This window comes from Sphingomonas sp. BK345 (genome assembly GCF_014193845.1).
Taxonomy (GTDB): Bacteria; Pseudomonadota; Alphaproteobacteria; order Sphingomonadales; family Sphingomonadaceae; genus Sphingomonas.
Map to the genome: position 1 here is coordinate 454,307 of NZ_JACHZX010000001.1, position 15,802 is coordinate 470,108.

Genomic DNA, 15,802 nt, shown 5'->3' on the forward strand with positions numbered 1-15,802 from the left:
CTCAGTCGCGCTGGACCTGGACGACGGCACCCGGACCTGTGCCGCTTTTCTCCGCGATGACCAGCCAGCGCCGACCCGACGTTGCCGTGCCTGCCACGATCTGGCGGATGGGGCCCGAGGTGTTGACGATCGCGGATCCCGCAGGATTGGTCATGAAGGTGGCGAGCGGCTCCAGCGGGCCAGAACCGTCGGCACGCCCGACGAGGGCGATGACGTAGGCGCGCTTGGGCTCCAGACCGGTCACTGATCCCTGCAGGACCTGCACGACGCCTTGATCGAACAGCGTGACGCTGGTCGCGGCCGAGGCCGTATCGCCGCGCGCCGCGAGGGTGAGGTGCGTCGCGTCGCCGGCGGTACCCAGCGGTTGCAGGTGCGCGGTGCCCGCGCCGTCCGGAACAGCGCCGGGCACATAGGCGATCGCCTGCGGCGCCTGCCCGATCGGCACCATGGCAATGACCTTGTTCGTCGCGGTGTCGATCACGGCCAGCTTGTCGTCGTTCTCGAGACCGACATAGATGCGCGAACCGTCGCCCGAAGGCCACACCCCGTGCGGCAGCTTGCCGACCGGAATGGTCGCGACCTGGCGGAAGTCACTGGTGCGGAATACCTTAACTTGGTTGAGGCCGCCGACCGTCACATAGGCGAACTGGCCCTTACCGGAGCTGGCGAAGTTGACGTGGTTGGTGATCGGACCGGTGTCGATGACCTGGCGGATCGTAAATGGCGGATGCGCGTCGAAGGCGACCGTCTTGCCCACGTCCTTCAGCGTGAACCAGACCTGCTTGCCGTCCGGGCTCGCCGCGATGTTCGGGCAGAAGGGGCTGGGTTGCTGAACCCGCCCGGCCTCACGGTGCGTCGCCACGTCGAACACGACCAGCTCAGGGTTGAAGGAGGAGCAGACGTAGCCGTAGCGGCGGTCCGGCGAGAAGATCGTCATCCCCGGTCCGCCAGGCGTCTCGATGCGACCGGTCTCCTCGTAGGTTCTGGGGTCGAGCACAGCGATATAGTCCTCGCCGCGCACAGTCACCCAGACTTCCTTGCCGTCCGGCGTGAAGAAGGCCTCGTGCGGGCTGCGGCCGACATAGGTGGTGTGTTTGACGGCGTTCGTAGCCGTGTCGATCCACGTGACCGAATTGGATCCGATCGACACCACCGCTAGGGTGCGACCATCTGGTGAGAAGCCGAGCCCGTGGACGAGCACCTGGCCCTTGTAGAGCGGGCTGAAATTGGCCGGCTGCGGGTCACCGAGCTTGATCACGCCCAGAAGCGTGTTGGTGGCCGGATCGGTGACCGAGAGCGTATTCGAGAATTGCTCGGCAGCATAGACCCGGTCGCGGCCGCTGACCGCAACGTCGCGGTGATCCCATGGCGCCTGCACCTTCGCGGCGCTGCCGGTCGCCGGTGCCGCTGCTCGGTCATCGACGAGCGGGAGCTCGATCGCGGCCGGCGCCGCCCAGGGCGCCGACTGTGCGCCCGCCGAGCTGGCGAGCAGGGCGGCCGAGAGGAGGATGCGGTTCATGTCAGTGCTCCCTGGAAGGCGAAGAGGCGGGCTGAGGCTGCGTCGGTACGGGCCGCGATGGCGGCAGCGGCCGCCCCATCGCCAGCTGCATCGCCGCGATCTCCTGCTGCTGGTCGACGATGATCTCCTGCGCGATGCGCTTGAGCTGCTCGTTCTTGCCGTGACGCAGCTCGGCCACCGCCATATCGATGGCGCCCTGGTGGTGCGGGAGCATCATGGTCACGAAGTCGGCGTCGACGTCGCCGCTGGGCGGTACCATCATCGCCTTCATCATGCGATCCATGGCGGCGTTCACCTCCGTGAGGTACGGTCGCTCGGGCGCAGTAGATGCCGCCAGCCCTGCACCGGCGCAGAGGGTCAGCAGTAGCGCGGCACATGCGCGCGTTGATGAGCGAGGGACGGGCACGGGTCGTCTCCGATTGAGCGGTTATGACCTGTGACGTCGATGCACCCGACTTTATTCCACCGCCGCATTTTTTCTGTGATGCCGATCTCGATCGGCCCACGCGTTTGTGAAAACTGAAAGAGTTTTCAACGTAGAGATTGGCAGCCGCCCATCTGCTCGGTCGTGGCACCCGCCGCAGCATCTAACCGCGATCGTTGCGGGCGCCCTGCCCGCCCCCTCGTTGCCGCCTCCTATCCAGGATGAGATGGAGGACGCAGACAGACGAAGGGCGGAATGACGACGATCTAATGCTGAGGATCGGACTGGAGCATCCCACGAGGATCACGCCATGGCTTCAACGGTGATCGCAGGTGCGAACTCTTTGGCAAGATGGTCAATAAGGGCGCGAACTGCCGGGGACAGACCCCGCCGCGTGGTAAAGACCAAGTGCACGATCCCGATCTGCCCGTGCCAGGCAGGCAGCACACGGATCAGCCGCCCGGCCTCCAGCGCCGGGCGACAAACGCGATCGGGCAAGAACGCGACGCCCATACCCGCTATCGCGGCAGCCAATAGCTGATCCATCGCCGAGCAACCGAGGCGAGGCTCCACACGGATCGTCTGGCGCCGTCCGTCATCGCCTTCCAAATGCCAGTCGACCCGATCGTGTTCGTCGTTGGACGATAGGGTCGGCAAGGACGCGAGCTGGTCTAGTGATGAGACCTGGCTTCCGAGCTGCGGCGAGGCGACCAAGATCCGCAAGGATTGTCCCAGGGATCTCACCGTGAGTTCGGCGTCGGTGGAGAGGTCTACGCGGACGCGCAGCGCCAGATCGATGCGCTCGTCGATGAGATCGACGGCATGATCCGTCGCGATGAGCTGCAGCCGAACTTTCGGATAGCGCGCTAGAAAGGACGCTATAGGACCGGATATTGGCGCGATCATCCCCGTCGGGCAGCTGAAGCGGATGCGGCCATGCGGCTCGGCCTGTGCCTGGACTACCAGCGCTTCGGCTTGCTCGGCCTCGGCGAGCATCGCCCGGCAGCGCTCGTAGAAGGCCTGGCCAGTCTCGGTCACGCGGAAGCGCCGGCTGGAGCGTTCAATCAGGCGCAGCCCCAACCGGTCTTCGAGCCCCGCGACCCGTCGACTGAGCTTTGATTTCGGTTCACGCAGCGCACGACCGGCTGCGGCAAACCCACCGTGGCTCACCACTTCGGCGAAATACGCCAGATCGTTCAGGTCCACCCGCATAGCGTTCCTCTCGTGGAACGCTGCGTGCAGCAACGACCGGCTACACGCAACATCGTCCGGGAGGCATCTCCGTGCAGCAGCGGCGCTCCGCCGCAACCACGAAGGAGACGTACAATGACAAAGCGCTTCAACAACAAGGTGGTCGTCGTCACCGGCGGCACCAGCGGGATTGGCCTGGCCGCCGCCAAAGCGTTCGTCGCCGAGGGCGCGGCGGTGTTCATCACCGGGCGCCGCCAGGACGTGCTAGACGCGGCAGTTCGCGAGATCGGCGGCCGGGTCACGGGCGTACGCGCGGACATGGCCAGGCTTGCCGACATCGACCGGGTCTATGACGCGGTCCAGCAGCGGCACGCGCAGATCGACGTGGTCGTTGCGAACGCGGGCGGGGGAACGATGCTTCCGCTCGGCGCGATTACGGAAGAGCAGTATCAGCAAACGTTCGACACGAACGTGAAGGGAACGATCTTCACCGTGCAGAAGGCCCTGCCGCTGCTGAAGGACGGCGCCTCGATCGTGCTGATGAGCTCCAACGCCGGCTCGTCGGGTACGCCCGCGTTCAGCGTCTATGGCGCCAGCAAGGCCGCGGTGCGCAACTTGGCACGCAGCTGGATCCTGGACCTCAAGGACCGCCACATCCGCGTGAACGTCGTCAGCCCGGGCCCAACCGAGACAGTCGGCCTCACCGACGTGTTCGGCGGCGGTGAGCAGGCTCAGAACATCAAAAACTCTCTGGCTACCCAGATCCCGGTCGGACGAGTCGGAAGGCCTGACGAGATTGCCGCAGCCGCACTGTTCCTCGCGTCCGACGAGGCTAGTTTCATCAACGGCGCGGAGCTGTTCGTCGATGGCGGCGTGACGCAGATCTGAGCCGCACGCATCCACCACTCGCCGTCCAACGAGCGTCTGGGCGGCGCCTGCGGCCACGATGGTGTTAAACTTGCGCGCAAAGAGGGGATCGCTCGCTGGGCTTTGCTCCAGCGGCAGAACACGCCGGTCGCCGACCGTGGCCTAGCCGCAGCGACAGGGTTGCCGTGGTGCCAAGGAGTCGCCGCTCCGCCGCGGCACCTCCTTTCGCTCGCCAGCTAAGGATTATTAGCGGGCCGGCGGAATAAAGCCGGGGACGGCCACGTCTTCATCGGTAGCTGCTGCACAAATCCTCATGTCCGCTCGCGGATCCTTGTTCCGCAAATACCTTTCCCGCTCCGGACCGCTCGCCAGCGCAACCGTGCTTACCATTACAACGAGGCTCCTATGAAACAACCGAACGACGGGGCGCGAGAGGTGCCGGCCAAGAACGAGAGCGCGATGCCCATGGCCGATCGGAATGATGCGAGCGAAGGAGGAGGCTGGTCTTTGAAGGTCTTTGCTTTGACGTGCGGAAGCTTTCAAGCGCCAAGAGATTTCTTTCTCGAGGGCGGTGGCGCCAGCTTCCTACATGTGCCGGTGACGGCCTATCTGATCGATCATCCTAAGGGCCGGGCATTGTTCGACACGGGACTTGGCCTGCGCTTCCGCCGACAAATGGATGAGGCCCTTGGTCCGCTCGATGTGGGCTTTGCGATCGATGAGAGCGCCGACGTCGCCGCGCGGCTTCGCCAGATTGAGGTCGATCCGGCTAGTATCCGCTGGATCATCAATTCGCACCTGCATCCAGACCACGCTGGTGGCAACGCCTTCATTCCGAACGCCACGATCTTGGTGCAATCGCGCGAGCTGACCTATGCCCGGGAGCAGAAGGACGAACGGCTCTACCATCCCCAAGATATGGACACCGGTCATCCCATTCATGCGATCGACGGCGAACATGATCTGTATGGCGATGGATCAGTGGTTCTCTTCCCGACACCTGGTCACACTCCAGGACATCAGAGCGCCAGGATCAAATTGCCGGACGGCGATGCCATTCTAGCCGCAGACTGCTGCTATCTCAAAGAATCACTCGACAGCATGACCGTCTCATCATTGAGCGCCGACCGTGAGCAGAGTTTGCGCACGCTGCGTAGGCTTGCCGACCTTCGCGCTGGCGGCGTCCGCATCTTTTACGGGCACGATCCGAATTTCTGGCAGACAATGCCGCAGGGCCGACCATTGCGCTGAGCCAATCGGTGGTGGATCGTCAAGTTGAAAGAAAGAGTGACATGACAGAGAGATCTGACGATAGCCTGCTGGTGCGCCGTGAGGGGCGCACGTTCGACGTCGCTGGCGCACACCTCGTCTGGAAGGCCAGGGCCGAGGAAACCAGCCATAGCTTCTGCTTTTTCGAGCAGACGCTGTTCCCAGGTGAGCAGGTACCATCGCACCGGCACAGCTACACCGAAGCCTTCTACGTCTTGGCCGGCACCTTGAGCTTCGTCGATGGCGCCGGGCAGACGCATCGCTGCGTCGCCGGCGAGACCGTGATTGCCTCGCCTGAGGTGTCTCACAGCTTTTTCAACGATGGCCCCGACATCGTTCGACTCCTGAGCATCGCGCCGGCTGCGCATCAACACTTTTTCGACGCGATTGAGGAAGCTAACGACGCAGCGCCCTTCGCCGATATGACGCATGAGCAAGCCATGCTCAGGGTAGGAGCGATCGGTGCGGAAACGGATACAAGGTTTCAACCGACGGCAGCTCAGGGTAGAAGTGTACGCTGATCCATCGGACACTAACCGTAACTTTCGGGCGAGGCGTTATGAAGCACTGCGGCGCGGAAGCAACTGACAGAGGGAGCTACACCGTCTCTGATGGTTGGAGAGGTCGGCGCGATCCCGCCAGCTGGTTCAGGTCCGGTTACCGATCGCGACCGATAATTGATTGGACATGGCTTTTACTCTCGGCTGATCGCCTCCGCTGACTTAGCGGTCAGCTCAACGGCCGTGAGTAGGAGCGATTAGCCTGATGTAAGGAAGGTTGGTGTAAGCACGCCCAGAGGTGCCCTACCGGTGCCTAGCGACCCACAGATCCTCAGCCACAAGGAACTGACCTTGGCCCGGCAGACCCAAGCTGTCGGGCCACTTTTCGTCAAGAATGAAGCCAAGTCTCCTCCCCTGCCTCCTGAACGATCGGCCGGTTTCCCCGGCCGACCCCCGATAGCGGACGGACAGTGTTCCACCCTCGGCCGGCGATCGAGCCCCCTCCCTGCCTGCTGAACGAACGGCCGGTTTCCCGGCCCACCGCCCTAAACCGGACCGGCCGCTATCCACCCTCCGACGGCAATTAGCCCCCCCTTCGCTGCACGCTGAACGAACGGCCGACTTTCTACTACCGTCTGCTTAAAGCAGGCGGGCAGCTCTCCACGCCGAGCCCGCGATACAACACTAGCCCTGCGCCTTGGAAAAATTAGATTTTCGCCGCCGCCAGTCGGAAACGATTAGGAGATAACTCAGCGGCCCATGCCTAATTCCCGCGACTCCCCCCACAAGCGGCCATAAAGGCCGAGCCGCGGACCGAAACAGCCGGGCAGCTTGCGCGGTCGTTCCGCGGGACACCGGCGTACCGGCGTGATCTGGGCCGAGCTCGATGACCGCGGATCACCTTCGTAGACGACACCCAAACCTTTGTGGGACGGGTACTCTCAGATTGGACCCGGGGGGGGGGGGGGCGTGACTACATCAGGATGGAACCGCTCTGAGCGACGGCGGCTTCCGCCTCACCACGTCCCCGCCCCCCAGCGGTAGCCTTTTGACAGTCTTGTCAGTGAAGCGCGTAGCGCGTCGTTGATGAAGCTATGACCGAAGCACGTGGACGAGATGGGATACAAAGCGTCCATGCTGCACACAGAGGGCTTGCGACATCGGAGGCTCGCCCTCTCAGTTCAGCGTTCGTAGCGGTTCATGGCCGATCGCCCGCAACCACAACGAAGTGTGGGAACAATCGTGGGAACTCAGAGCCAAGCCGAACAAAAAGCTTAAGCTTTCTGCCGATTTTGGCAGCACGGGTGGCGGAGCGGGAGGGATTCGAACCCTCGATACGCTTTTGGCGTATACTCACTTTCCAGGCGAGCGCCTTCGACCACTCGGCCACCGCTCCGCATACCCGGAAGCCCGCCCGCCTAGACACTCACGCGCTCCCGCGCAAGCCGCCTCGCGCGTGGGCGCGCGTGTCAGCGCTGCCCCGCCACCCAGTCGGCGACCTGCTGCGCCACCTGGTTGGCCGCTTGGCTCAGCGCCGCGCCGGCCGAAGGCGCGTCGATCGCCGCCACCGGGACACGCGCCTCGAAGCGCCGCTTCTCCACGTTGGTCGCGCCCGCCGGGGTCAGCGCGGCGTCATACACCACCAGCGCCTGGCGTTGCGTCGCGTCGAGCCCGAACCAGCGCAGCTCGCCCGCCAGATTGGCGCTGGGATCGCTGAATGACTGCGCCGGCGACAGCACCACCATGTTGGCGCGCGCGGTCACCGTATCGGCGAGCAGCCGCGCGAAGAGGCGCGCGGGCGGCTCGGCCCATTGCGCGTCCTTGACGTAGGCGATCGTCGTGTCGGTCTCCTGCACCGGCACGCGCGTCGTCGCGATCGCGGTCGGCACCGCGGGCACCTGCACCACGATCGAGCGCGCGGTGGCGGAGTTCTGCGCCGCGCCGGGCTGGGGCTGCGACTGTGCCGCGATCGTCAGCAGCGAGGGCGGCGGCTCGGCGCCGAACCGCACGCAGCCCGCCAGCAGTGCCGGCACCGCCGCCACGAGGAGAGTCTTGGCCACCGATCGCACGATCATTTCCCCTTGTAGTCCGGCAGCTTCTGTTGCCCGATCAGGGAGCCGGCGCCGCCCTGCTCGACTCGTTCGGAGATCGCCGACAGCGACGCGGTGGTGACGCGCAGGTCGCGCACCAGCTGGTTGATCTGCGGGATCGTCTGCTTGCTGAAAGTGGTCAGCCCCGGTCGCGCGTCGCCGATGGCGGAGTTGAGCGTGTCCGCGCTCGCCTGCGCCGAGGTGATCGCCTTGTTCAGGTTCGCCATCGCCGGCTGCACGTCGTTGGCGAGCACGCCGTTGGTGGTCTGCGCGAGCTCGCCGATCTGCTGCGCCGCATTGCCCGCCTGTGCGATCGCGACGCGGGTCTGCGCCAGGGTCGCGGCAATCTCGGGGCCGCGGTCGGCGAGCGCGTCGGTCAGCCGGTTGGTGTTGTCGAGGATGCCCGCGATCGAGGCCTGGTTGCGGTCGCTCAGCATGCCGGTGAGCCGCTCGGTCAGCGTCGAGAGCCGCTCCAGCAGCTGCGGCGCGGAGTTGAGGATCGCGCCGATGCCGCCGGTCTTGGTCGGGATCACCGGCTTGCCGAGCGGGCAGACGTTGCCGGCATCGTTCTCCGGGCAGGTGATCGGCGGCGCACCCTTGACGGCGCCGTCGAGGCTGACCGTGCTGGTGCCGGTGAAGCTTCCCTGGATCGTCGCGGTGGTGCCGCGCAGGATCGGCGTGTCGCCGTTGACGCTGATGCGGACGCGGACGAACTGCGGGTCCGGCTGCCACAGCGAGATCGACTTCACCTGGCCCGAGGGCACGCCCGAGAAGGTGACCGACGAACCCTTGGCGAGCCCGTCGACCGCCTGGCGGAAGAAGATGTCATATTCGCGCTCCTCAGTGCCGCCGATGCGCGCGATCCACACCGTGAAGATGGCGACCATCGCCAGCAGGATCAGCACGACGGCGCCGACGAGGACGTGGTTCGATCGCGTTTCCATCACTCTGCCCCTGCGGCCCCGCGGGCCCTGTTGTCGGCGAGGCCGCCCTGGCTGTGCTGCCCGGTGACCCGCTCGCTCACGTCGGTCGGGTGCGCGCGCGCGTCGACAGCGGCGGCGTCGACCCGCTCCGCCGCCGCGCTCTGGGAGGCGACCGCGGCGCGCCCGCGCGGCCCGTTGAAATATTCCTGGATCCAGGGGTGATCGAGCGCGAGCAGCTCGTCGATCGTGCCGACCGCGATCACTCGCTTGTCGGCGAGAACCGCGACGCGGTCGCAGATCGCGTACAAGGTGTCGAGGTCGTGGGTGATCAGGAAGACGGTGAGCCCCAGCGTCTTCTGCAGCGCGCGGGTGAGCTCGTCGAACGCCGCGGCGCCGATCGGATCGAGTCCGGCGGTGGGCTCGTCGAGGAACAGCAGCTCGGGGTCGAGCGCGAGCGCGCGCGCGAGACCGGCGCGCTTCTTCATCCCGCCCGACAGCTCGGCCGGATATTTCGGCCCGGCATCGGCGGGCAGGCCCGTCATCACCACCTTGTACGAGGCGATCTCGTCGAGCAACGCAAGGTCGAGCTCGGGGTAGAATTCGCGGAGCGGCACCTGCACGTTTTCGGCGACCGTCAGGGTCGAGAAGAGCGCGCCGCCCTGGAACAGCACGCCCCAGCGCTTGCGGATCTCCACCGTCTCATGCTCGGAGCGGCCGAGCGTCGGCTCGCCGAACACCTCGACCTCGCCGTGATCGGGCGATTGCAGCCCAATGATCGAGCGCATCAGCACCGACTTGCCCGTGCCCGACCCGCCGACCACGCCGAGGATCTCGCCGCGGCGCACTTCGAGGTCGAGGTTGTCGTGGATCACCGCGTCGCCGAAGCTGTTGCGCAGCCCCTTCACGCGGATGATCGGCTCGTCGCGCCGGCGGGTATCGCGCCGCGCCATCAGATCCAGCCGATCTGTTCGAAGAAGACCGCGAAGAAGGCGTCCACCACGATCACCATGAAGATCGCCTGCACCACCGCGGAGGTGGTCTTGAGGCCGACCTGCTCGGCGTCACCCTTCACCTGCATCCCCTGGAAACAGCCCGCGATGGCGATGATCGCACCGAACACCGGCGCCTTGATCAGGCCGACGAAGAGGTCCGTGATCGGCACCACCTCGCGGATCCGCGCGACATACGCGACTGGCGGGATATCGAGCGCGAACCAGCACAGCAGCCCGCCGCCGATGATCGCGATCACCGAGGAATAGAAGCCGAGCAGCGGCATCAGCACGATCGCGGCGAGCGTGCGCGGCAGCACCAGCGCCTCCATCGGCGAGACGCCGATCGTGCGCATCGCGTCGATCTCCTCGGTCAGCTGCATCGTGCCGAGCTGCGCCGCGAACGCCGAGCCCGAGCGACCCGCGACCATGATCGCGGTCATCAGCACGCCGAGCTCGCGCAGCGTAATGCGGCCCACGAGATTGATCGTGAACGCCTCGGCCCCGAACTGTCGCAGCTGCACCGCGCCCTGCTGCGCGATGACGATGCCGATGAGGAAGCTCATCAACCCGACGATGCCGAGCGCCGAGACGCCCACCACCTCGAAGCGCTGCACGGTGGCGTTGAAGCGGAAGCGGCTGGGATGGCGGATCACGCCGCCGAACGCCGCGATCGTCGCGCCCATGAAGCCGAGCAATCCGATCGAGGTGCGCGCAGCGTTGCTGGTCGCCTCGCCGATCTCGCCGAGAACGCGCCGGAATGACGAGCCCGACTGCGGCCGCATCTGCACCGGCTGGTCGGCGGCCTCGACCTGCTCGAACAGGTGGCGCGCGTCCTCGTCCAGCCCCTCGATCCGGGCGTCGTGCTGGCGCGCGAAGCGGTGGATCACCCAGGCGCCGATCGTGTCGATCCGGTCGACCTCGGAGAGGTCGACGGTCGCGACCTCGCCCTGCACCTTGCCGAGCCGATCGGGCAGGTTGCCGAGCCGCGCCAGCGACAGGTCGCCGGTGAAGCGCAGCACCGGCGCCTGGCCGTCTCTCTCCTCGCTGAAATCAGCTGCCGCCGTCATCTGTTATCCCATGCGGCAAAGCTCATGTCGCCACAAGCGTTCCGACACGCAGTTCGTTCCGCGGGCGTATCTCTTGGTGCCGGCGGAGGAGCGCTCCGCTGCTACCGCCCCGGCGAACGCCGGGGCCCCTGTGGGGGACGCTACTGAGCCCCACCACGGCCTTCCGACCTCAACAACGACGTCCGCCTAGGTGGCAAGGAGGAGAAAGGGGGCGCTCGTTGCCGCTCCCCTCACAGCACCACGTCGACCGCGTGGATCAGCACGCCCACCAGCCCGCCTACCAGCGTGCCGTTCACCCGGATGAACTGCAGGTCCTTGCCCACCGCATGCTCCAGCCGCGCGGTGATCGTGCGCGAGTCCCAGCCGCGCACCGTCTCGGACACCAGCCGCACGATCGAGTCGCCATAGTCCGCCGCCGCCCCCACTGCGGCGCGACGTACGAAACGGTTGATCGTCCGCCCCAGCCGCGGCTCGTCGCGCAGCGTCGCGCCGAGCTGGCGCAGCGCGTCGCCGAGCCCGCCGCGCAGGATCGCCTCCGGATTGCGCGCGGCACGCAGCATCGCCGCGCGCGCCTGCTCCCACAGACCGTTGATCCAGTCCTGCATCGCGGGGTTCTCGAGCAGCTCGAGCTTGAGCGTCTCGACGCGCGCGTGCATCGCCGGATCGTGCTGGAGCCGCTCGGCGAGCTGGGCCAGCCCCTCCTCGGCCTTGCGCCGCAGCGGGTGCTCGCGATTCTCCGCCATCTCCGCGACCATCTTGTCGAGCCCGTCGATGATCTTGTTCGCGAGCGTCTCGTCCAGCCCGGTCCAGCGCAGGATCGATCCGGCGCGGTCATGCACCATCGCGCGGACGAGGTGCTCGTTGCTGGCCAGCGCGTCGCGCGCCCAGTGGATCAGGTTGTCGATCACCGCCAGATGGCGCCCCTCTGCCAGCGCGGCGGCGAGCGCGCGGCCCAGCATCGGCGCGAGCCGCGCCTCGCGCACCCGCGCCACCAGCATCGCACGCACCATGCCGCCGAGCCGCTCCTGGTCAAGCGACTGGAGCACCTCGACCGACAGGCGCGACACGCCGCGGGTCAGCCGGCTGCCCGCGCCCGGCGGGTTGGCGAGCCAGCGCCCCGCCGCCCTGGCGACGTCGACCCGCCCCATCCGCCGCGCGACCACCGCGGGCACGAGGAAATACTCGCGAAGGAACTGGGCGAGCTGGTCGCCGATCCGGTCCTTGTTGCGCGGGATGATCGCGGTGTGCGGGATCGGCAGCGCGAGCGGGTGGCGGAACAGCGCGGTCACCGCGAACCAGTCGGCGAGCCCGCCGACCATCGCCGCCTCGGCGAAGGCGCGGACGAAGCCCCAGGCGGCGTGCTGCGGCTCGAGCGCGCGCGAGGCGAGGAAGACGCCCGCCATCAGCACCAGCAGCCCGGTCGCGACCAGCCGCATCCGCACCAGAGCGGGCGGCGGCGCGGTGGATCGGGCGAGCGCTGGCATCAGCGGGACAATTCGTGAATAGCGCGAATGTTCAAGCGGCGAGTGGCTTGGTCACCGGTGGCGTCCCCATGCGACACGCCGGCGCTCATGCCACCCATGCTGCCGTGCCGGGCCGCCATTGTCTCGTTTGCTCGCCCCTTCCGTTCCCCGGCGGAGGCCGGGGCCCAGTTGGGGGACGCTGGTGGCTCCAACATCGGCCTTCCCACCTGGGCCCCGGCCTTCGCCGGGGAACGGAGAGGCACGGACAACGATCAGCCTCGCAACCCTCACTCCGCCGGGCTGGTACCGTCCTCGTGGAAGCCGATCCGCCCCGGTGGCGCCGGGATCGCCGGGTGCGGCGCATGCTCGATCAGCGTCCCCTCGTCACCGGGGCGGTAGGTGAGCAGGCGACGGCCGAGCCACGGGCCGACGCGGCGCTCGATCCCGATCGCCAGCGAGAAGGCGGCCGGCACGATCAGCAACGTGAGCATGGTCGAGACGGTCAGCCCGCCGATCACGACGATCCCCATCGGCGCGCGCCACGCGCCGTCGCCCGACAGCGACAGCGCGGTCGGCACCATGCCCGCGACCATCGCCACGGTCGTCATCACGATCGGCTGCGCGCGCTTGCGCCCGGCGTCGACGATCGCCGCATAGGGCGCCACGCCCGCGGTCATCTCCTCCAGTGCGAAGTCGATCAGCAGGATCGAGTTCTTGGCGACGATGCCGAGCAGCATCAGCAGCCCGATGAAGACCGGCATCGACAGAGCGTCGCCAGAGATCAGCAGCGCGAGCAATCCGCCCAGCGGCGCCAGCAGCAGCGAGCCCATGTTGACCAGCGGCGGCAGCAGCCGGCGGTACAGCAGCACCAGCACCGAGAAGACGAGGAACACGCCCGACACCACCGCGGTGACGAAGTTCATCAGCATCTCGAGCTGCCACTTGGCCTGGCCGACGTTGAGCTCCTGCACGCCCACCGGCAGCGACTTCATCGCCGGCAGCTGCTTGATCTTGGGCAGCGCGACGCTGGTCGCCACGCCGGGCTGGAGATCGGCGCCGATGGTGAGCTGGCGCTGCTGGTTGATCCGCTGGATGCGCGTCGGGCCCGAGCCGAAGCCGATGTCGGCGACGAGGCTCAGCGGCACCGAGCCGCCGCTCTGCGTCTGCACCGGCAGGTTCTGGATCGTCGCCAGCCGCGAGCGCGAGCTCTGCTCGAGCGCGACACGGATCGGGATCTGCCGGTCGCTGAGCGAGAAGCGCGCGCTGTTCTGGTCGATGTCGCCGATCGTGGCGATGCGGATCGCGTTGGACAAAGCCGCGGTGGTCACGCCCAGGTTGGCGGCGAGGTCGGAGCGCGGCTTGATGATGATCTCGGGCCGGTTGAGATCGCCCGCGATGCGCGGCGCGATCAGCCCCGGCATCTTCGCCATGTCCTGCACGACGCGGTCGGCGGCCTGGCGCAGCACGACGGGGTCGTCGCCGCCGAGCGTCACCGAGATGTCGCGGTTGTTGTCGCCGAAGCCGAACTGCGACTGGAAGTTGACGCGCGCGTCGGCAATCTTGGCGAGCTGCGGCGCCAGACCGCGCTCGAACTCGGTCGAGGTCTTGTCGCGCTTCTCGCGCAGCTGCGCGGTGACGCGACCCGAGCCCACCAAGGTGCGGGTGTAGACGCTCTCCACCTCGGGCTGCTTGCGGATCAGCTCATAGACCTGGTCGACCACGCCCTGCGTCGTCTCCAGCGTGCTGCCCGGCGGCATGGTGATCGTCACCGTGCTGCGCGGCTGGTCCGACGCGGGCTGGAACGACATCGGGATCTGCGTGAACAGGAAGAGCGTGAAGAGGAACGCGCCCACTCCCATCATCACCACCCACAGGCGATGGTCGCGCCAATAGCCGAGCACGCGATGCATCCCGCCCCTGGCACGCGCCGCGGGCGCACCGCCCTCGTCGAGCGTCCAGGCGAGCACGCGCTGGTAGAAGTTCATCACTGGCCCGCCGCCGTGCTCGACATGGCCGCCGGCGCGCAGGAAATAGGCCGCGATCATCGGCGTGATCAGCCGCGCCACGGCGAGGCTCATCAGCACCGCCACCACCACGGTGAGCCCGAAATTCTTAAAGAACTGCCCCGAGATGCCCGGCATGAGGCCGACCGGCAGGAACACCGCGACGATTGCCATGGTCGTCGCCAGCACCGCGAGACCGATCTCGTCGGCGGCGTCGATCGCCGCCTGATAGGCCGTCTTGCCCATGCGCATGTGGCGGACGATGTTCTCGATCTCGACGATCGCGTCGTCGACCAGCACGCCCGCTACCAGGCTCAGCGCGAGCATCGTCATCTCGTTTAGCGTGAAGCCCATCAGCTCCATGAACCAGAAGGTCGGGATCGCCGAGAGCGGGATCGCCAGCGCCGAGATCACCGTGGCGCGCCAGTCGCGCAGGAACAGGAACACGACGACCACCGCGAGGATGGCGCCCTCCAGCATCGCATGGATCGCCGACTTATACTGCTCCAGCGGGTACTTCGAGCCGTCGACGCGGAGCCGGAACTTGACCTTCGGATTGCGCTTCTCGAGCTCCTCGAGCTTCTTCTTGCCCTCGCGGAAGACGGTGACGTCGGACGAGCCCTTGGCGCGCTTGAAGTCGAAGCTGAGCACCGGCTTGCCGTCCACCGCCGCGGCGGAGCGCTGCTCGGCGTAAAGGTCGCGCACCGTGGCGACGTCGGCGAGGCGGATGGTGCGGCCGTCCCCGACGTTGATCTGCGTCTGGCCGAGATCGTAGGCGGTGCGCGCGTTGCCGAGCACGCGGACCGACTGTTCGGCCCCCGCGATCTCGGCGCGACCGCCCGGCGCGTCGAGGTTCACCTGGCGCAGCTGGTTGTTGATCTGGCTCGCGGTCAACCCCTGCGCCGCCAGCCGCGCGGGATCGAGGATCACGCGGATCTCGCGGCTGACGCCCCCGTTGCGCTCCACCCCGCCCATGCCCGGGACGGAGAGCAGCTCCTTGGTCACCGTATTGTCGATGTACCAGCTGAGCTGCTCGATCGTCATGTCGGTGGCGATCGCGCTGTAGCTGCCGAGATCATTGTCGTTGATCTTCACGCGGCTGACCTGGGGCTCGAGGATTCCCTCGGGCAGGTTACCGCGGATCTGCGTGACCGCGTCGCGCGCCTCGTTGACGGCGCGATCGACCGACTGGCCGATCGCCATCTGCACCATCGTCGTCGAATTGCCCTCGGACACGAACGACTGGATCTCGTCCACCCCTTCGAGCGTGCGCACCGCGGCCTCGATCCGCTGCGTCACCTGGGTCTCGAGCTCGCTCGGCGCGGCGCCCGGCTGGGTGATCGTGATCATCACCGCCGGAAAGTCGATGTCCGGCGAGTCGTTGATGTCCATGCGGATGAAGCTGACGATCCCCGCGACCGTCAGCATCACGAACAGGACGATCGCCGGCACCGGGTTGCGGATCGACCAGGCGGAGATGTTGCGAAAGCCCAT

The 15,802-nt window shown here is 67.0% G+C and carries 12 protein-coding genes and 1 tRNA gene; 3 read left to right on the top strand and 10 right to left on the bottom strand.

The features are described 5' to 3' along the window. Window position 1: 1 nt before the first annotated feature. The 3 genes from FHY03_RS01995 to FHY03_RS02005 form a co-directional block, all read right to left on the bottom strand. Window positions 2-1,519 (bottom strand): YncE family protein, encoded by a 1,518-nt coding sequence (locus tag FHY03_RS01995; RefSeq protein ID WP_183928448.1) that lies wholly within the window; start codon window positions 1,517-1,519, stop codon window positions 2-4. A 1-nt stretch (window position 1,520) separates the two neighbouring features. Then, window positions 1,521-1,814 carry a DUF305 domain-containing protein gene (locus tag FHY03_RS02000; protein WP_311721285.1) on the bottom strand — a complete coding sequence of 98 codons (294 nt, stop codon included), beginning with the start codon at window positions 1,812-1,814 and terminating at the stop codon, window positions 1,521-1,523. Window positions 1,815-2,246: 432 nt separating this feature from the next. After that, on the bottom strand, window positions 2,247-3,155 hold the full coding sequence (locus FHY03_RS02005; protein WP_183928450.1) for a LysR substrate-binding domain-containing protein: 909 nt from the start codon (window positions 3,153-3,155) through the stop codon (window positions 2,247-2,249). A 114-nt stretch (window positions 3,156-3,269) separates the two neighbouring features. On the opposite strand from FHY03_RS02005, the gene FHY03_RS02010 reads away from it, so the two are divergent. From FHY03_RS02010 to FHY03_RS02020, 3 genes are all read left to right on the top strand, one after another. Then, window positions 3,270-4,022 carry an SDR family NAD(P)-dependent oxidoreductase gene (locus tag FHY03_RS02010; RefSeq protein ID WP_183928452.1) on the top strand — a complete coding sequence of 251 codons (753 nt, stop codon included), beginning with the start codon at window positions 3,270-3,272 and terminating at the stop codon, window positions 4,020-4,022. 384 nt (window positions 4,023-4,406) lie between these two features. Further along, on the top strand, window positions 4,407-5,252 hold the full coding sequence (locus FHY03_RS02015) for an N-acyl homoserine lactonase family protein (RefSeq protein ID WP_183928454.1): 846 nt from the start codon (window positions 4,407-4,409) through the stop codon (window positions 5,250-5,252). 41 nt (window positions 5,253-5,293) lie between these two features. Continuing rightward, window positions 5,294-5,791 (top strand): cupin domain-containing protein, encoded by a 498-nt coding sequence (locus tag FHY03_RS02020; protein WP_183928456.1) that lies wholly within the window; start codon window positions 5,294-5,296, stop codon window positions 5,789-5,791. A 1,284-nt stretch (window positions 5,792-7,075) separates the two neighbouring features. Here FHY03_RS02020 and FHY03_RS02025 read toward each other — a convergent pair. The 7 genes from FHY03_RS02025 to FHY03_RS02055 form a co-directional block, all read right to left on the bottom strand. Further along, a tRNA-Ser gene (locus FHY03_RS02025) sits at window positions 7,076-7,166 on the bottom strand. Between the two features lie 73 nt (window positions 7,167-7,239). Continuing rightward, window positions 7,240-7,845 (bottom strand): ABC-type transport auxiliary lipoprotein family protein, encoded by a 606-nt coding sequence (locus FHY03_RS02030; protein WP_183921607.1) that lies wholly within the window; start codon window positions 7,843-7,845, stop codon window positions 7,240-7,242. Next, entirely contained in the window at window positions 7,842-8,804 is a 963-nt protein-coding gene (locus FHY03_RS02035) for an MlaD family protein (RefSeq protein WP_183921608.1), read from the bottom strand. Before FHY03_RS02035 ends, FHY03_RS02030 begins: the two co-directional genes overlap by 4 nt. Beyond that, the gene (locus FHY03_RS02040) at window positions 8,804-9,733 is read right to left on the bottom strand and encodes an ABC transporter ATP-binding protein (protein WP_183921609.1); all 930 of its coding nucleotides are present in this window, start codon (window positions 9,731-9,733) and stop codon (window positions 8,804-8,806) included. Before FHY03_RS02040 ends, FHY03_RS02035 begins: the two co-directional genes overlap by 1 nt. Beyond that, window positions 9,733-10,842: an ABC transporter permease gene (locus FHY03_RS02045; protein ID WP_183921610.1), complete on the bottom strand. Its 1,110-nt coding sequence runs from the start codon at window positions 10,840-10,842 to the stop codon at window positions 9,733-9,735. The genes FHY03_RS02040 and FHY03_RS02045 overlap by 1 nt, the downstream gene beginning before the upstream one ends. Window positions 10,843-11,072: 230 nt before the next feature. Then, window positions 11,073-12,326, bottom strand: a complete 1,254-nt coding sequence (locus FHY03_RS02050) for a DUF445 domain-containing protein (protein ID WP_260158614.1) — start codon at window positions 12,324-12,326, stop codon at window positions 11,073-11,075. A 266-nt stretch (window positions 12,327-12,592) separates the two neighbouring features. Further along, window positions 12,593-15,802, bottom strand: a complete 3,210-nt coding sequence (locus FHY03_RS02055) for an efflux RND transporter permease subunit (RefSeq protein WP_183921611.1) — start codon at window positions 15,800-15,802, stop codon at window positions 12,593-12,595.

Coding starts and splice junctions, on each gene's coding strand:
- FHY03_RS02045 (WP_183921610.1), bottom strand. CDS start 10,842: ATGACGGCGGCAGCTGATTTCAGCGAGGAGAGAGACGGCCAGGCGCCG.
- FHY03_RS02035 (WP_183921608.1), bottom strand. CDS start 8,804: ATGGAAACGCGATCGAACCACGTCCTCGTCGGCGCCGTCGTGCTGATC.
- FHY03_RS02010 (WP_183928452.1), top strand. CDS start 3,270: ATGACAAAGCGCTTCAACAACAAGGTGGTCGTCGTCACCGGCGGCACC.
- FHY03_RS02005 (WP_183928450.1), bottom strand. CDS start 3,155: ATGCGGGTGGACCTGAACGATCTGGCGTATTTCGCCGAAGTGGTGAGC.
- FHY03_RS02050 (WP_260158614.1), bottom strand. CDS start 12,326: ATGCCAGCGCTCGCCCGATCCACCGCGCCGCCGCCCGCTCTGGTGCGG.
- FHY03_RS02040 (WP_183921609.1), bottom strand. CDS start 9,733: ATGGCGCGGCGCGATACCCGCCGGCGCGACGAGCCGATCATCCGCGTG.
- FHY03_RS02020 (WP_183928456.1), top strand. CDS start 5,294: ATGACAGAGAGATCTGACGATAGCCTGCTGGTGCGCCGTGAGGGGCGC.
- FHY03_RS02055 (WP_183921611.1), bottom strand. CDS start 15,802: ATGGGCTTTCGCAACATCTCCGCCTGGTCGATCCGCAACCCGGTGCCG.
- FHY03_RS01995 (WP_183928448.1), bottom strand. CDS start 1,519: ATGAACCGCATCCTCCTCTCGGCCGCCCTGCTCGCCAGCTCGGCGGGC.
- FHY03_RS02015 (WP_183928454.1), top strand. CDS start 4,407: ATGAAACAACCGAACGACGGGGCGCGAGAGGTGCCGGCCAAGAACGAG.
- FHY03_RS02030 (WP_183921607.1), bottom strand. CDS start 7,845: ATGATCGTGCGATCGGTGGCCAAGACTCTCCTCGTGGCGGCGGTGCCG.